Below are 15,854 nucleotides of genomic sequence, written 5' to 3'. Positions count from 1 at the left end.
CGCGTGCTTCGGGGGGACCCGGCAGTCCGGGCGGGTCTCGCCCGGGTCAGGCGGTGGGCCAGGTCTTCGCGACCAGGGTCAGCACGTCGTAGGTCGCCACGATCTCGTCGTGCTGGTTGTGCAGGATCGCGTCCCAGCAGACCTCGCCGTACTCGTCGGTGACCCGCGGGGTGATCTGCTTGGCGGTGAGGGTCACCCGGATGTGGTCGTCGTAGGTCACCGGCGTGATGAAGCGCAGGTTCTCCAGGCCGTAGTTCGCCAGGACGGGACCGGGGGCGGGCTCCACGAACAGCCCGGCGGCCCAGGAGACCAGCAGGTAGCCGTGGGCCACCCGGCGCGGGAAGAACGGGTTGGCCGTGGCGGCCTCCTCGTCGGTGTGCGCGTAGAAGGTGTCGCCGGTCTTCTCGGCGAACTCGGTGATGTCCTCGAGGGTCACGGTGCGCAGCTCGGAGGCGAACTGGTCGCCGATCCGCAGCGTCTCCAGGGACTTGCGGAACGGGTGCTCGCCGGTGCCGTTCTCGACCGCCTCGCGGGTCACGGTGTTCGCCGCGGCGCCCCGGTGCCAGACCCCGGTCACCGCCGTGAGGATGTCCGGGGGTCCCTGGATCGCGGTGCGCTGCATGTAGTGCTTGACGCCGCGCACGCCGCCCAGCTCCTCGCCGCCGCCGGCGCGGCCGGGGCCGCCGTGGACCAGGTGCGGCATGGGGGAGCCGTGGCCGGTGGAGGTCTTCGCGTCCTGGCGGTTGAGGAAGTGCACGCGCCCGTGGTGCGAGCCGATGCCCGCGGTGAACCGGGCGGCGGTCGCGCCGTCGTTCGTGCACACGGTCGCCACGAGCGAGCCGCCGCCGAGCGCGGCGAGCCGCACGGCGTCGTCGACGTCGGTGTAGCCGAGCACGGAGGTGACGGGGCCGAAGGCCTCGACGAAGTGCACCTCCGGGGTGTCCGGGTCGTCGAAGGACAGCACCGTGACGGGGAAGAAGGCGCCCGCCCCGGTGTCGGCGTCGCCGACGGAGGCGTCCGGGCCGCCCAGGCGGACGGTGCCGCCGGCGGCGACCAGGCGCTCCACGGCCTTGCGGACCTCGCCCTGCTGCTCCTTGGAGGCCAGGGCGCCCATGGTGACGCCCTCGGTGCGCGGGTCGCCGATGACCACGCGCTGCTGCACGCGCTCGGCGACGGCGGCCACGACGTCCTCCACGCGGTCCTGCGGGACGATGACGCGCCGGATGGCCGTGCACTTCTGCCCGGCCTTGGAGGTGATCTCGACGAACACCGCCTTCACGAAGGCGTCGAACTCCGGGGTCTCCGGGGTGGCGTCGGGGCCGAGGATCGCGGCGTTGAGGGAGTCCGTCTCGGCGGTGAAGCGCACTCCGCCGTCGATGACGTTCTCGTGGTGGCGCAGCGACTGCGCGGTGCCGGCGGAGCCGGTGAAGGCCACGTGGTCGCGGTAGTCCAGGTGGTCGAGCAGGTCCCGGGCGGAGCCGGAGACCAGCTGCAGGGAGCCCTCCGGCAGGATGCCGGAGTCGATCATCAGGCGCACGCAGGCGGCCGTGACGTAGCCGGTCGGCGTGGCCGGCTTCACCAGGGTCGGCATGCCGGCGATGAAGGCGGGGGCGAACTTCTCGAGCATGCCCCACACCGGGAAGTTGAACGCGTTGATCTGCACGGCGACGCCGGGCATGCGGGTGTAGATGTGCTCGCCCAGGAAGGACCCGTCCTTGGAGAGCTGCTCCACCGCCCCGTCCACGACGACGTTGGCGTTGGGCAGCTCGCGCCGGCCCTTGGAGGAGAACGTGAAGAGGGTGCCGATGCCGCCGTCCACGTCGAAGAAGTGGTCCTTCAGCGTGGCCCCGGTCGAGTAGGAGACGTCGTAGAGCTCCTGCTTGTGCTCGGTGAGGTACTGGGCGAGCTCCTTGAGCTTGAGCGCCCGCTCGTGGATGGTGAGCTCCCCGAGGGAGCGCTGCCCCACGGTCCGGCCGTAGTCCACGGCGGAGGCGATGTCGATGCCGTCCGTGGACACGCGCGCCACGACCTCGCCGGTCGAGGCGTCGGCCACCTCCGTCACCTTCTGCGGGTTCTCCGGCGACCACCACCGGCCCCTCAGGTAGCTGGGGAGGATGGTCTGGGTCTGTGCTGCCACGGTGCGTGGTCCTTTCGCTCGGGTGCGCGCGGGCGGCCGGTCCGTCGCCCGCATCCTGACCGATCGTTCGGTATTATGACCACGATAACCTACGTCACACCCCGGGACCACTGCCCCACGGTGGTCCTGCCCCGTCGCCGAGCGCCCGAGGAGTGCCATGACCACGACCGAGACCCACGAGCCCTGGCGCATCGTCCTGGGCGAGCTCGACGAGAAGATGGGCGTCACCGTCCTCGAGGAGTCGGCGGAGCGCGTGGTCGCCTCCATGCCCGTCGAGGGCAACCGCCAGTCGCTGGGCCTGCTCCACGGCGGCGCCATGGTGGCCCTCGGCGAGGCCGTCGGTTCCTGGGCCGCGGTGATCCACGCCTCCACGATGGGCAAGGTCGCCGTGGGCGTGGACGTCAACGCCACCCACCACCGGTCGTCCCGCACGGGCACCGTGACCGCCACGGCCACCGCCCTGCAGCTCGGACGCTCCCTCACGTGCCACGAGGTGGTCCTCGAGCACGAGGACGGCGCCCGGCTGTGCACCGTGCGGATCACGAACTTCCTCAAGGACAAGCCGCAGCAGGCCACGAACCCCGCCGAGGGCTAGACCGGGAACCAGGCCCGGGGTCCGCCGGCCAGCGGGTCAGGACGCCGGACGGGAGCGGATCAGGACGGGCCGTGGAGCCGCCGGCGCAGGGCGGCCAGCTCCTCGGGCGACAGCCCGGCGTCGACGAGCCAGCGCTCGGCGTCGAACCCGTCCAGCAGCTCCTCGAGGGCCGCGCGGCGCCCCGCGAGCAGCGGGGCGAGCTCGTGCTCGGGGTGGTGGCGCTCGACCGGGTGGGGGACGGGCGAGACGCGGTGCCACTCGTTGATCCCGCGCGCGGCGGCCTCGTCCTCCGCGACGAGGCGCTCCGGGGGCGCTCCGGCCAGCCCCAGGAGCAGCAGCGCGAGCACCCCCGTGCGGTCGCGGCCGGCCGAGCAGTGCACCACCACGGCGCCCTCGGCGGTCGCCACCGCCCGCACCGCCTCGGCCAGGAAGGCCGGGAACAGCCGCAGGTAGTCGCGGTAGCCGCGCGGGTGGTGCAGATAGGGCGTGCCCACCAGCGGGAACTGCGGATGGGCGGGGTCCTCGGTGGGGCGGTGCAGCACCGTGATGCCGGCGCGGGCGGCCGGGTCGTCCGCGGGGTCCGTGGGCCGGCGCCGCCGCTCGTCCGCGTTGCGCAGGTCCACGACCGTGCGCACCCCGTCCGCCGCGGCGGCGCGCCACCCCGAGGGGCTCAGCCGCTCGGAGCGGCCCATCCGCCACACGTCGCCGGCCAGGCGCCGGGCGTTGAGCGCGCCGTCCCACGCGGCGGGGGTCCCGGGCTGTGCGTGCATGCCCCCACCCTAGGACCCGCGTCCGACGGCGCGTCCCGCCCGCCCGCGCCCGGGAGGGCGGGACGGCAGGGGGCGGGTGCTACTGGTCGTAGTCGAAGAAGCCCTTGCCGGTCTTGCGGCCGAGCTCGCCGCGGGCCACCATGTCCCGCATCAGCTGCGGGGGGGCGAAGCGCGGGCCGAGCTGCGACTCGAGGTACTCGGCGATGCCCAGGCGCACGTCCAGGCCCACGATGTCCGTCAGGGCCAGGGGGCCGACCGGGAACCTGTAGCCCAGGACCATGGCGTTGTCGATGTCGGCGGGAGAGGCCACGCCCTCCTCGACCATCCGGATGGCCTCGAGGGCGATCGCCACGCCCAGCCGCGACGAGGCGAAGCCGGGGGCGTCGTTGACGACCACCGGGGTCTTGCCGAGGCCCTCGACCCACTGCACCGAGAGCCGCCTGAGCTCCTCGCCGGTGTGCTTCGAGTTCACGACCTCCACGAGCTTCGAGGCCGGCACGGGGTTGAAGAAATGCAGCCCGCAGAACCGCTCGGGGCGTCCCAGCTGCTCGGCCAGCCCGTCCACGGACAGCGAGGAGGTGTTGGTGGCCAGCCACGCGGTCTCGGCGAGGTGGTGCTCGACCTCCTGCAAGGCCGTGACCTTCAGGTCCCACGCCTCGGGGACGGCCTCGACGACGAGCTCGCAGTCCGCGAAGTCGGCGTGGTCGAGGGAGACGGTCAGGTTCTCGGCCCACTCGTCCAGGTTGCCGTCCACGCCCCCGCGCTCCAGGGACTTGGCGAGGTCCCGCTCGATCCGCTCGCGGGCGGCCTCCGCGGCCTGCCCGTCCCGCTCCACCACGGTCACCCTCGCCCCGGCGAGCAGGAAGGCGTGGGCGATGCCTGCGCCCATGCGGCCTCCGCCCAGGACGCCGACGACGGCGGGAACGGCCAGTGCGTGCTTCTCGGTCATGGTCGGGATGCTCCTACTTCTTGTTCTTCTTGCGGTCCAGGAAGGCCTGCATGCGGTCGAACTTCGCCTCCGACTCGAAGAGCACGGCCTGGGCCAGCTCGTCGATGTGCGGGTGGGCGGACGGGGGCGCCGCGAAGACCCGCTTGGAGATCCGCACGGCCAGGGGGTCCTGGGCGCCGATCCGGTCGGCGAGCGCGTGCGCGGCGCCGACGAGCTCCGCGGGCTCGTGCAGCTCGGTGACGAGGTGCAGGGCCAGGGCCTCGTCCGCGCCGAGGAGCCGGCCGGCGAGCAGGATGTCCAGGGCGATCGCCTCGCCGACCAGCTCCTTGAGCCGCCACAGCCCGCCGGCGGCGGCGATGATGCCCAGGTTCGTCTCCGGCTGGCCGATCGTGAGGTGCGGGGTGGCGATGCGGAAGTCCGCGGCGTAGGCCAGCTCCGCGCCGCCGCCCAGGGCGTAGCCGTCGATCGCGGCGATCACCGGCATGGGCAGCTTGTGGATCCGGTCGAAGATCCGGGAGTTGATCCCGGCCAGGGCGTCGTCGCGGCGGCGCTCGCGCAGCTGCGCGATGTCGGCGCCGGAGGCGAAGATCCCCCGGCCGTTCACCTCGGTGCCGGAGAGGATCAGGATCTTCGGGTGCCGCTCGAGGTGGCCGCACACGGTGTGCAGCTCCTCGACCATGGTCGCGTCGATGGCGTTGCGCACGGCGGGGCGGTCCAGGACCACGTGCAGGCGGTCCTCGCGCTCCTCGAGCCGCAGGGCGGTGAACTCCGCGCCGAGGATCTCGCTGGGCCCGACCATCAGAGCTTCTCCACGAGCATCGCGGTGCCCTGGCCCACGCCCACGCACATGGTGGCCAGGCCGCGGTCGGCGCCCTCGCGCTCCATCCGGCCCAGCAGCGTCACCACGAGCCGGGAGCCGGAGGAGCCCAGGGGGTGGCCGAGCGCGATCGCCCCGCCGTCGTTGTTGACGGTGCCGGCGTCGAGGCCGAGGCGGCGGATGCAGGCCAGGGACTGGGAGGCGAAGGCCTCGTTGAGCTCGACCGCCCCGAGGTCGCCGATGCCCCACCCGGTGCGCCCGAGCACCTTCTGGGTGGCGGGGACAGGGCCGATGCCCATGATCTCCGGGGCCACGCCGGCGGAGGCGCCGTCGACGATCCGGGCCCGGGCGGCCAGCCCGTACTTCTCGGCCGCGCGCTCGGAGACCACGAGGATCGCCGAGGCGCCGTCGTTGAGGGAGGAGGCGTTGCCGGCGGTGACGACCGTCCCGTGGTCCACCACGGGACGCAGCTTCGCGAGGGCGTCCATCGTGGTGCCCGGGCGGGGGCCCTCGTCCGTGTCGACGACGGTCGTCGCACCCTTGCGGCCCGTGACGGTCACCGGGACGATCTCGGGGGCGAAGCGCCCGGCGTCGATCGCGGCGATCGCCTTCTCGTGGGAGGCCACGGCGAAGGCGTCGGCGTCCTCGCGCGAGATCCCGTCGACGATCGCGACCTCCTCGGCCGTCTCCGGCATCGAGTAGGTCATCTTGTCCTGCTTCTTGAACTCGGGGTTGGTGAAGCGCCAGCCGATGGAGGTGTCGAAGACGTCGCCGGGCTTCGCGAACGCCTTGGCCGGCTTCTCCATCACCCAGGGGGCCCGGGACATGGACTCCACGCCGCCGGCGACGACGATGTCGGCGGCGCCGGCCTTGATCATGTGGGAGGCCATGATGATGGCCGAGAGCCCGGAGGCGCAGAGCCGGTTGACGGTGATGCCGGGGACGGTGTCGGGGAAGCCGGCGAGCAGCCAGGCCATGCGGGCGACGTTGCGGTTCTCCTCGCCGGCGCCGTTGGCGTTGCCGAGGATCACCTCGTCGACGTCGTGCGGGTCGATCCCGGCGTCGGTCACCGCGTGCCTGACCACGAGGGCGGCGAGGTCGTCGGGGCGCACGCTCGCCAGCGCGCCGCCGTAGCGGCCCACCGGGGTGCGGGCCCCGCCGACGAGGAGGGCCTGAGGGGTTGCGGGCATGGGTGGGCTCCTGTCGCGACGGGGTGCGGCCGGCGTCCGGGCATCGTCGCCCGAATTTACCGACCGATCGTTCATCAAACCTTCCCACGCGTGCGCCCGCGGGGTCAACAGAGCTGCGACAGCAATCGCCTGTGGCCTGCTTCACAAATCAAGGTCCGGGGGCTACCGTGGAACTAATACAGCATTTGACTATCTCGGGCCCTGCGCGGCCCCACGAAGGAGACGGCACATGGGCACCACCAAGTCGTTCGCGTCCTCGGCGGACCTCGGCGAGAAGCAGAAGACCCTCGAGATCCTGGCCGAGGGCGTCTACGCCCTCACGGCCGAGGGGGACCCGAACATCGGGGCGATCGAGGGGGAGGACTTCCTGGTCTGCTTCGAGGCCCTGGCCACCCCCGTGGTGGCCGCCGAGTGGCTGGCGGAGCTGCGGAAGCACACCGACAAGCCGATCCGCTACCTGGTGCTCTCCCACTACCACGCGGTGCGCGTGCTCGGCGCCTCGGCCTTCCACGCCGAGACGATCGTCGCCCACGAGAACACCTACGACCTCATCGTGGAGCGCGGCAAGGAGGACTGGGCCTCCGAGTTCGGCCGCATGCCGCGCCTGGCCAAGGGCGCGGACACCGTCCCGGGCCTGACCTGGCCCACGGTGACCTTCCGGGACAAGCTGACCATCGACCTCGGCGGGGACCGCGGGGACCTCGTGCTCCAGCACTTCGGCCGCGGCCACACCGAGGGCGACATCGTCGCCTGGCTGCCCCAGCAGAAGATCCTCTTCGCCGGGGACCTGGTCGAGGCCGAGGCCGCCCTCTACACCGGGGACGCCTTCCACCGCGACTGGGCGAGCCACACCCTCGACGCCGTCAAGGCGCTGGGTGCGGAGCAGCTCGTGGGCGGGCGCGGGGCGGTCTCGAGGGGCCGGGAGGCCGTGGACGCGGCGATCGAGCAGACCCGCCGCTTCCTGGACGTCATGATCGAGGAGGTCGGCACCGTCCAGAAGAACGGCGGGACGCTCAAGGACGCCTTCGAGGCCGTGCACACCGCCCTCTACGACGACTTCGGCCACTGGCCGATCTTCGAGCACTGCCTGCCCTTCGACGTCTCCCGGCTGTGGGACGAGCTCTCGGGCATCGAGCGGCCCGTCATCTGGACCGCCGAGCGCGACCGCGAGGTCTGGGACCAGCTCCAGAACGGCTGACCCGGTCCCCACGAGCAGCGACACGAGAACGAGGAGGGCGACAGTGAGACGATTCGACTCCGGCAAGGTGCTGGTGCTCGGCAACGGGCCCGTGGGCCAGACCGCGGCGCTGCTGCTGGCGCGGTGGGGCATCCCCGTCACGGTCCTGGACGCCCGCGCCGAGCGGGACCCCATCGGGTCCAAGGCGATCTGCCAGCAGCGCGACGTCCTGGAGGTCTGGGAGGCCGTGGGCGTGGGCCGGCAGGTGGCCGCCGAGGGCGTCACGTGGGACACCGCGCGCACCTTCTACCGGGAGAAGGAGCTGTTCGCCCAGCCCTTCCGGGACAGGGGGCAGTCCCCGTTCCCGCCGTTCGTGAACATCTCGCAGACCCGCACCGAGGAGCTGCTCGCGCAGAAGATCGCCGCCGAGCCGCTGATCGAGGAGGTCTGGGGCCACGAGATCGTCTCGATCACCCAGGACGAGCGCTCCGTGACCGTGGTGTGCTCCTGCCGCGACGGGGGCCGGGCCGAGATCGTGGCCGACTACGCGATCGCCGCGCTCGGCTCGAAGGCGCGCTGGCTGCGCGACCAGCTCGGGGTGAGCTTCGACGGCCGCTCGTTCGAGGACAAGTTCCTGATCTGCGACATCCGGGCCGACATCCCCGGCTGGGCCACCGAGCGCCGCTTCTACTTCGACCCCGAGTGGAACCCCGGCCGGCAGGTGCTCATCCACCCGTGCCCGGACTCGACCTTCCGGATCGACTGGCAGGTGCCCGGCGACTACGACCTCGACGCCGAGGAGGCCTCCGGGGCCCTCGACGCGAGGATCCGCCAGATCATCGGGGACACGGACTACGAGATCGTCTGGAAGTCCGTCTACCGCTTCCACGCCCGGCTGGCCTCCCGGATGCGGGTGGGCCGGGTGCTGCTGGCCGGGGACTGCGCGCACATCGTCTCCCCGTTCGGCGCCCGCGGGCTCAACTCGGGCGTGGGCGACGCCGAGAACGCCGCCTGGAAGCTGACCTCGGTGCTGCGCGGCAACGCCGATCCGGCGCTGCTGGAGTCCTACGACGTCGAGCGCCGCGCCGCCGCCGTCGAGAACCTCGAGGTCACCGAGGCCACCATGGACTTCCTCGTGCCCCGCACCGAGGAGCAGCTGGCCGAGCGGCTCGCCAAGCTCGAGCGGGCGATCGGCGACCCGGCCGCGTCCACCTACGTGGACTCCGGGCGCCTGGCCGAGCCCTTCTGGTACGTCGACTCCCCGCTCACCACCCCGCACCCCACCCGGACCTTCGCCGGGCGCCCGCCCAAGGGGGAGGTCCCCGACCCCGTCCCCGGCGTGCTGCTGCCGGACGTCCCGGTCGCCGTCCCGGGCATCGCCGCCGACCGCGTCCGCGAGCTCGCCCGCTTCGGGATCCTGCTCCTCACCGGCCCGGCGGTCGACCAGGAGCTCGTGCGCGGGACCGCGCTCGCCGCCATCCGGTCCCCGCTGCGCCTGCACGCCATCGCGGACATCGACACCACCGGCAAGCTCGCCGAGGCGCTGAAGCCGGAGCCGACCGACGTGTGGGTGATCCGCCCCGACTCGCACATCGCGGCCGTGGTGGACGGCACGGACCCCCGTGCGCTGAGCCGGGCCCTGCAGAACACCGTCGCCGCCCCCGGTTCGGAGGCGGCCCGGGTCCTCGCCGAGCGCGAGCGGCCGCCGGGGCCCCCCAGGCGGCGGGGCTCCGTGCCGGAGACCGTGCCCCAGGAGGTCGCCGCCGCCGGCTGACGGCGGACCCGTGAGATCCTGGCGTCCTCATCGCAGACTCGAGCCGGCGCGTCCCGCCGGGGTCACCGGAGGTGCAGGATGTCGTTCCAGGAGTCCATGGAGCTGGTCGGGGAGGCCGTCGACGTCGCCGGCGTGGTCGCCATCGTCGTCGGGACGGTGGTGGCGACCCTCCTGGCCGGGCGGGACCTGCTGGGGCGGGGGAGCGGGGAGCGCGACACCTACGAGAGCTACCGGCAGCGGCTCGGCCGTTCGATCCTGCTGGGCCTGGAGCTGCTCGTGGCCGCGGACATCATCAAGACCGTCGCCATCACCCCCACGTTCGAGTCGGTGGGGGTGCTGGCGCTCATCGTGGTCGTGCGGACCTTCCTCAGCTGGTCCCTCGAGCTCGAGATCAGCGGGCGGTGGCCGTGGCAGAAGAAGCAGGGCGAGGCGGCGCCCCTGCCCGAGCGCGCCGCGTAGGCCCGCCGGGCCCCGGCCGGGCGCTCAGGCCTCGGGCGGGTACTCCTCCGGGCGCAGGTCCCGGCTGCACGGGACCCGGTGGCCGGGCACCAGCTGGTTGGCGGCCCGCGCCAGGCTGTCCCGGTGCCGGGGCGGCAGGTACAGGGCGTGGTGCAGGTAGGCGTCGAGCTCCAGCTCCCCGACCTCTCCGCCCAGGTGGACGTACCGCAGCCACAGGTCGCGCGCACCCAGCCCGGTGCTCGTCAGCGCGGTGCGGATCAACCTGGCCTGCGTCCTGGCGATCGTCCGGTCGTCCATCTGACCCCTTCTGCCCGCTGCCACCAGGATAGTCGGCGGACCGGGGCGGGGGCAGGGCGCACGGGTACCCGGACCGGGCCCTCGGGGGCGTCCGGGCCCGCGGCTATCCGCGGTCCGGTTCCGGGCGCGCCTGCGTGCGCAGCCCCGCGCCGACGGCGCCCAGCCACGCCTCCACCGACGAGCGGGCCTGCCCGGTGCCCGGGTAGCGCGCCCGCAGGTGCAGGCCGCCCTCGCCCACCACGAACCACACCTGCACCCCGGTGGTCGGCGCCGACGCGGAGATGTGCTGCGCCCGCAGCTCCGGCGCCAGGGTGGCGGGCAGCCGCCGGTAGTCGAGGTAGGACAGCATGAACATCCCCGGCGGGACGGGCATGCCGCCGTGGGGCCGCAGGATCGGCTCCAGGGCGTGCGAGCCCAGCTCCAGCGTCTCGCGCACGGCGGCGCGGCAGGCCTGCGGATCGGGGTCCGAGCACTCGAGCACCGAGTTGGTGATGAACCAGCCCACGGCGTCGCGCCAGTGCGGCTCGGTGCGGCTGTGCACGGGCAGGACCGCGCGCAGGGGCCGGCCGGCCAGCTCGGCGGTCGCCCGGGTCAGCACCGAGACCACCAGGACCAGCAGCCGGACGTGCAGCCCGTCGGCGCGCGCCTCCAGGCGGGCCAGGCCCTCGGCGTCGAGGACGTCGTGCGTGGTCACCGTCTCGGGTGCCGGGGCGCCGGGCTCCCCCAGCGGCAGGGGGAAGACGGGCAGGGCGCCGTCGCCGTCCGCGAGGATCCGCGCCCAGCGCCGCACCACGTGCGGCGGTGCCGGGGGACGGGCGGCGAGCTCCCGCGTGTGCTCGGCGAAGGACGCCGCGGGCGCCCGGCCCGCGCCGGCCGGGCGGCCGGCGCGGAGATCGTCCAGCCCGTCGAGCAGGTCCCGGGCGAGCAGGGGCAGGGACCAGGCGTCCACGTGCGCGTGGTCGGCGGCGAGCACGACGACGGCGGGCCCGGCCGCGGGCTCGATCAGGCACAGCCGGTGCGAGGGCCGGGCCAGCGGGGAGCAGGCGGCGTCGGCCACCGCCTGCAGGGCCGCCCGCGTCCCGGCGGCGCCGACCTCGTGCCGGGTCCACACGGGGCGCACGGCGTCGGCGATCTCGTGCAGCCGGACGCGGCCGTCGTCGTCGGCGGAGAAGACGGTGCGCAGCGTGTGGTGCCGCCGCACGACACCCGCCCAGGCCTCGCCCAGGTGCGCGGCGTCCACCGGCGCGGGAAGCTCCACGGCCACGGCCATCCAGGACCCCGGGCGGGGACCGGCTCCCACGTGCATGCCCTGGTCGAAGGACACCGGCAGCGGCCGGCCGGCGCCCTCGGCGGGGACGGTGCAGCTGGACAGGCGGCCCTCGGGCAGCCGGGCGTGCGTGATGCTGGTCAGCCGCATGCGCACCTCCTGGTCGGGCCGGGGGGCCGGCCGCCGAGGACGCGTCCGGTCCACGGGTGGTCACAATCTACGCGTACCGTGGCGGCATGCCGACGCTCGAGCTCCCCCGCTGCCGCCTGACCTACGACGTGACCGGCTCCGGCCCGCCTGCCGTCCAGCTGCACGGGCTGCTGTCCGACCGGGCCGCCAACACCGCGGGCGGTCTGGACCTGGCGGCCGAGCTGAGCGGGCACCGGACGGTGCGCTACGACGCCCGGGGCCACGGCGGCTCCGCCGCGGAGCCCGTGGCCGCGGACTGGACCTGGCCCCGGCTGGCCGAGGACCTGCTGCGCCTGCTGGACGCCGTGGCGCCCGGTGAGCCGGTCCACGGGATCGGCCCGTCCATGGGGGCGGCCACGCTGCTGCACGCCGCCCTCGCCGAGCCCGGGCGGTTCCGCTCGCTGACGCTCTGCGTGCCCTCCACGGCCTGGGCCTCGCGCCGCGGCCAGGCGGGGACCTACCGGCAGGGCGCGGACCTGGTGGAGCGCCACGGCCTCGAGGCCTACCTCCGGGCCGGCCAGGCCGCGACCCGGCCGCCCGCCGTGGCGGACCGGCCGGTGCACCCGCCGCGCGTCGGCCCCGGCCTGCTGCCCGCCGTGCTGCGCGGCGCGGCCGGCACCGACCTCCCGCCGGTCGAGGAGCTGTCGCGGATCGGCGTGCCGACCCTGGTGCTGGCCTGGTCCGAGGACGCCACCCACCCGCTGTCCACGGCCGAGGCGCTGCGCGCGGCCCTGCCCGGCGACGCCCTGCACGTGGCCGGCACGCCCGCCGAGCTGGCCGAGTGGCCGCGCCGGTGCGCGGACTTCGTCCGGGCGGTGGAGGCGGACCGGGGGGCCGGTTCGCCCGGCTGATCCGCGAAGGTCCGCAGGGGTCCGCCGGGGCCTCGCCGGGGCCTCGCCGGGGCCGGCGGGTCAGAGCCGGCGGCCGGCGGTGAGGGAGGCGGACATGAACTCGGCGACGACCTGCTGGGAGATGGCCACGTCGAGGACGAAGACGCCCTCGTCGTGGGTGGCCAGCCAGTCGGTGAGCGCGGTGAGGTCGGCCAGGGTGTGCGCCTTGGCCCCGGCCGCGCCCATCGCCCGGCCCACGGCGGCGAAGTCGACCTCGTCGATGAGCATCGCGGTGGGGTCCAGGCCCTTGGACGCGTACTGGTGCAGCTCGGCGCCGTAGGCGGAGTCGTTGAGCACCACGATCACCCCGCGCTTCGTGGCGCGCAGGAACGTCTCGAGGTCGGCCAGGCCCATCAGCCCGCCGCCGTCGCCGGTGACGAACACGGTGGTGCGGTCGGGGCGGGCCACCGAGACCCCGGCGGCGGAGCCGAAGCCGAGGCCGATGGACTGGAAGGCGGTGCCGACCAGGACCATGGCCTGCGGGTCCGGCACGGTCAGGTACATCGGGGCCCAGCCGATGAAGTGGCCGCCGTCCATCACCACGGAGCGCTCGGCGGGGAGGACGTGCTCGAGGGCGGCGACGACGGCGCGGGGGTTGAGCCGGCCGTCCGGGCCGAACTCGGCCGGGTCCTCGACCGGGGCGGAGCCGCGGAAGGCGTCGGTGGCGACCTCCGGGGCGGCCGCCCGCCAGGTGTTCTCCGGGGCGGCGGCGGAGATCCGGCCGGTGAGTCCCTGGAGGAACGGTCCCAGGTCCGCGCGCACGTAGTCGGTGACCGGGGGCGTGCGGTCCTCGGGCTCGTTGTCGATGCGGATCACCCGGGTGCCCTCGGCGAAGAGCGTGCCGTAGCGCAGCTGGAAGGCGTTCAGCGATGCCCCGGCGACCAGCACGACGTCGGCCTGCCGGGCGAGCTCCAGACGGTGGGCGCGGGTGAAGCCCCCGGCGATGCCCAGGTCCCACGGGGAGCCGAAGACCCCGGTGGCCATGGCGGAGGTCATGAACAGCGCCCCGAGCCGGTCCCCGATCTCGGTGAGCGGGGTGGTGGCCCCGGCCAGGAGCACTCCGCGCCCGGCGAGGATCAGGGGCCTGCTCGCGGCGCGCAGCAGCCCGGCGATGCGGTCGAGGTCCTCGGTGGAGGCGGTGAAGGTGGGCTTGACCGGCAGCGGCTCCAGGACGGTCTGCTTGGTGAGGGGGGCGGTGGCGTGGTCGTAGGGGAGGGCCAGCACCACCGGCTGCACGGTCTGGGCGGCGAGGTCGAAGGCCCGGTGGGTGATCGCGGTCGCGTTGTCCGGGGCCGCGACCAGGGTGGTGACCCCGGCGGCGGCGGCCGCGGTGGTCTGGTCGACGTCGAAGGCCCGCCGCCCGGTGGTCGGGGCGTCGCCGACGACCAGGACCAGGGGGATCCGGGCCAGCCGCGCCTCGGCCAGGGCGGTGTAGGTGTTGGTGAACCCGGCACCGTAGGTGGTCGTGGCGGCCCCGGTCCGCCCGGTGGCCCGGTGGTAGGCGTCGGCCATGGCAACGGTGGCGGACTCGTGCCGGGCGGAGGTGAAGCCGAAGCCGCGGGAGGTCAGCGAGCTGATCAGGTGCGCGTTGCCGTTGCCCATCAGGCCGAACAGGTGGTCGGTGCGCTCGGCGAGCACGTCGGCCACGGCCGTCGAGACCGTGGGGAGCAGGAGGCCGGTGGTCATGGAGGAGTCCTTTCGGCGGGGCTCCGGTGGGAGCCCGGGGTGGGAGCGGGGTGTGCTCGGGGTGCCCGCACGAGCGGAGCCGCCCGCCGGCACCCGTGGGTGCCGGCGGGCGGCTCGGTCCTCGGCCGGGGCGGCGCTCAGTCGCGCTGCTTCTCGGCGGCCTGGGCGGCCGCGAGGATCTCGGCGGCCTCGGGGTGCTCGGCGACGTAGTCCTCGTGCACCTCCTCGACGTGCAGGTCGATCTCCTGGATGTCCTTCGGCACCATCGAGACGGCGATGAAGGAGACGATCGCGATGCCGGCGATGTAGACGCCGATCGTCCAGGACATCCCGGTCTCGTTGAGCAGCAGCTGCGCGATCATCGGGGCGAACGCGCCGCCGATGATGGAGCCGAACGCGTAGCCGATCGAGACGCCCGAGTAGCGCACGCGGGCCGGGAACATCTCGGCGTAGAGCGCCGACTGCGGGCCGTAGGACGGGCCGAGTCCCACGGTGAGGATCACGATCGCCAGGGCGAACAGCGGCAGGGACGCGGTGTCCAGCAGGAACCACATCGGCACGGCCCACAGGATGATGATGGCGTAGCCGATCTGGAAGGTGCGCACGCGCCCGATCCGGTCCGAGATCCAGCCGCCGAACATCGTGAAGACGAGCCAGCCCACGCCGCCGATCAGGGAGGCGATGAGGGTCTGCGAGCGCGGCATGCCCAGCACGTTGGAGCCGTAGGAGGCGAAGAACGCGATCACCAGGTAGCCGGCGGCGTTGTTGGCGGCGAAGATCAGGGCCGCGAGGGTGACCGGCTTCTTGTGGTGCTTGAACAGCTGGCCCAGGGGAGCGGAGGACTCCTTCTTGCGCAGCTGCATCTCCTTGAAGACCGGGGACTCGTCGACGGTCTTGCGGATCAGGTAGCCGACCACGATCAGCACCACGGAGGACAGGAACGGGATGCGCCAGCCCCAGGCCTGGAAGTCCTCGGGGGACATCATCGAGGTGAGGGCGAACATGAAGGACGTGGCGAGCAGCATGCCCAGCGGCACGCCGATCTGCGGGTAGGCGCCGAAGAGCCCGCGCTTGTTCCGCGGGGCGTGCTCCACGGACATCAGGGCCGCGCCGCCCCACTCGCCGCCGGCCGAGAAGCCCTGCATGATGCGCAGGAGCACCAGGAAGATCGGGGCCCAGATGCCGATCGTCGCGTAGGTGGGGAGCATGCCGATCAGCATCGTCGCGGCACCCATGCCCACCAGGGTGAGGACCAGGACGATCTTGCGGCCGTACTTGTCGCCGAGGTGGCCGGCGACCACCGCGCCCAGCGGGCGGAAGAGGAAGCTGATGCCCAGGGAGGCCCACGCGACCACCTGGGCGAGGCCGGCGTTCTCCTCGGACAGCGGCGCGAAGTACAGCGGCGCAAGGACGAAGGCCGCGGCCTGGGCGTAGATGAAGAAGTCGTACCACTCGATGGTGGTGCCCACGAGGGTGCCGGCGAGGACCTTGCGCTCCTCGCGCGACATCTCGTGCCGCCCGGCCGGGGCGGAGGATGGGTGCGCCATGGGATCTCCAGGGAATCGGGGACGGCGACGTCCGCGGCGGAACCGAACGCATCATGACCGAACGTTCGGTATTGCATTGCGATACTACGGGCGGAAGTGACGCCTGTCAC

General features: G+C 73.7%; 14 protein-coding genes. 5 read left to right on the top strand and 9 right to left on the bottom strand.

Annotated features, from left to right (window positions below):
* Positions 1-46: 46 nt before the first annotated feature.
* Complete coding sequence (gene paaZ, locus CK505_RS00260; RefSeq protein WP_017833095.1) at positions 47-2,137, bottom strand: phenylacetic acid degradation bifunctional protein PaaZ; 2,091 nt, start codon at positions 2,135-2,137, stop codon at positions 47-49.
* Between the two features lie 157 nt (positions 2,138-2,294).
* Between paaZ and CK505_RS00255 the strand changes: the two genes are divergently transcribed.
* The gene (locus CK505_RS00255) at positions 2,295-2,732 is read left to right on the top strand and encodes a PaaI family thioesterase (protein ID WP_017833096.1); all 438 of its coding nucleotides are present in this window, start codon (positions 2,295-2,297) and stop codon (positions 2,730-2,732) included.
* Between the two features lie 59 nt (positions 2,733-2,791).
* On the opposite strand, the gene CK505_RS00250 is transcribed toward CK505_RS00255, so the two are convergent.
* The 4 genes from CK505_RS00250 to CK505_RS00235 all read right to left on the bottom strand — a co-directional run bounded on the left by CK505_RS00250 (position 2,792) and on the right by CK505_RS00235 (position 6,458).
* The gene (locus tag CK505_RS00250; RefSeq protein ID WP_095649812.1) at positions 2,792-3,502 is read right to left on the bottom strand and encodes a tyrosine-protein phosphatase; all 711 of its coding nucleotides are present in this window, start codon (positions 3,500-3,502) and stop codon (positions 2,792-2,794) included.
* Between the two features lie 79 nt (positions 3,503-3,581).
* A complete protein-coding gene (locus tag CK505_RS00245; RefSeq protein ID WP_095649811.1) occupies positions 3,582-4,451 on the bottom strand; it encodes a 3-hydroxyacyl-CoA dehydrogenase family protein in 870 nt (289 codons plus the stop codon).
* Positions 4,452-4,464: 13 nt separating this feature from the next.
* The gene (locus CK505_RS00240) at positions 4,465-5,250 is read right to left on the bottom strand and encodes an enoyl-CoA hydratase/isomerase family protein (RefSeq protein ID WP_095649810.1); all 786 of its coding nucleotides are present in this window, start codon (positions 5,248-5,250) and stop codon (positions 4,465-4,467) included.
* Complete coding sequence (locus CK505_RS00235) at positions 5,250-6,458, bottom strand: acetyl-CoA C-acyltransferase (protein WP_017833100.1); 1,209 nt, start codon at positions 6,456-6,458, stop codon at positions 5,250-5,252. Before CK505_RS00235 ends, CK505_RS00240 begins: the two co-directional genes overlap by 1 nt.
* Positions 6,459-6,687: 229 nt before the next feature.
* Here CK505_RS00235 and CK505_RS00230 point away from each other — a divergent pair, with 229 nt between their 5' ends.
* The 3 genes from CK505_RS00230 (at position 6,688) to CK505_RS00220 (ending at position 9,868) form a co-directional block, all read left to right on the top strand.
* Positions 6,688-7,656 carry an MBL fold metallo-hydrolase gene (locus CK505_RS00230; RefSeq protein ID WP_017833101.1) on the top strand — a complete coding sequence of 323 codons (969 nt, stop codon included), beginning with the start codon at positions 6,688-6,690 and terminating at the stop codon, positions 7,654-7,656.
* 43 nt (positions 7,657-7,699) lie between these two features.
* Positions 7,700-9,409: an FAD-dependent monooxygenase gene (locus CK505_RS00225; RefSeq protein WP_095649809.1), complete on the top strand. Its 1,710-nt coding sequence runs from the start codon at positions 7,700-7,702 to the stop codon at positions 9,407-9,409.
* Between the two features lie 78 nt (positions 9,410-9,487).
* Positions 9,488-9,868, top strand: a complete 381-nt coding sequence (locus CK505_RS00220) for a DUF1622 domain-containing protein (protein ID WP_017833103.1) — start codon at positions 9,488-9,490, stop codon at positions 9,866-9,868.
* 24 nt (positions 9,869-9,892) lie between these two features.
* Here CK505_RS00220 and CK505_RS00215 read toward each other — a convergent pair whose 3' ends face one another.
* Both CK505_RS00215 and CK505_RS00210 read right to left on the bottom strand, forming a co-directional pair.
* On the bottom strand, positions 9,893-10,165 hold the full coding sequence (locus CK505_RS00215) for a hypothetical protein (protein WP_052132991.1): 273 nt from the start codon (positions 10,163-10,165) through the stop codon (positions 9,893-9,895).
* Between the two features lie 103 nt (positions 10,166-10,268).
* Positions 10,269-11,582 (bottom strand): condensation domain-containing protein, encoded by a 1,314-nt coding sequence (locus tag CK505_RS00210; RefSeq protein ID WP_095649808.1) that lies wholly within the window; start codon positions 11,580-11,582, stop codon positions 10,269-10,271.
* An 86-nt stretch (positions 11,583-11,668) separates the two neighbouring features.
* Here CK505_RS00210 and CK505_RS00205 point away from each other — a divergent pair, with 86 nt between their 5' ends.
* Positions 11,669-12,472, top strand: a complete 804-nt coding sequence (locus CK505_RS00205) for an alpha/beta fold hydrolase (RefSeq protein ID WP_031282842.1) — start codon at positions 11,669-11,671, stop codon at positions 12,470-12,472.
* A gap of 60 nt (positions 12,473-12,532) precedes the next feature.
* Here CK505_RS00205 and CK505_RS00200 read toward each other — a convergent pair whose 3' ends face one another.
* The gene (locus CK505_RS00200) at positions 12,533-14,197 is read right to left on the bottom strand and encodes a thiamine pyrophosphate-binding protein (RefSeq protein WP_095649807.1); all 1,665 of its coding nucleotides are present in this window, start codon (positions 14,195-14,197) and stop codon (positions 12,533-12,535) included.
* Positions 14,198-14,334: 137 nt separating this feature from the next.
* The gene (locus tag CK505_RS00195) at positions 14,335-15,744 is read right to left on the bottom strand and encodes an MFS transporter (protein ID WP_035927938.1); all 1,410 of its coding nucleotides are present in this window, start codon (positions 15,742-15,744) and stop codon (positions 14,335-14,337) included.
* Positions 15,745-15,854: the final 110 nt, after the last annotated feature.

This window comes from Kocuria sp. WN036 (assembly GCF_002287015.1).
GTDB classification, from domain to species: domain Bacteria; phylum Actinomycetota; class Actinomycetes; order Actinomycetales; family Micrococcaceae; genus Kocuria; species Kocuria rosea.
Note: the sequence above shows the minus strand (reverse complement) of the source record. Positions and strands in the feature narration are given on the sequence as shown.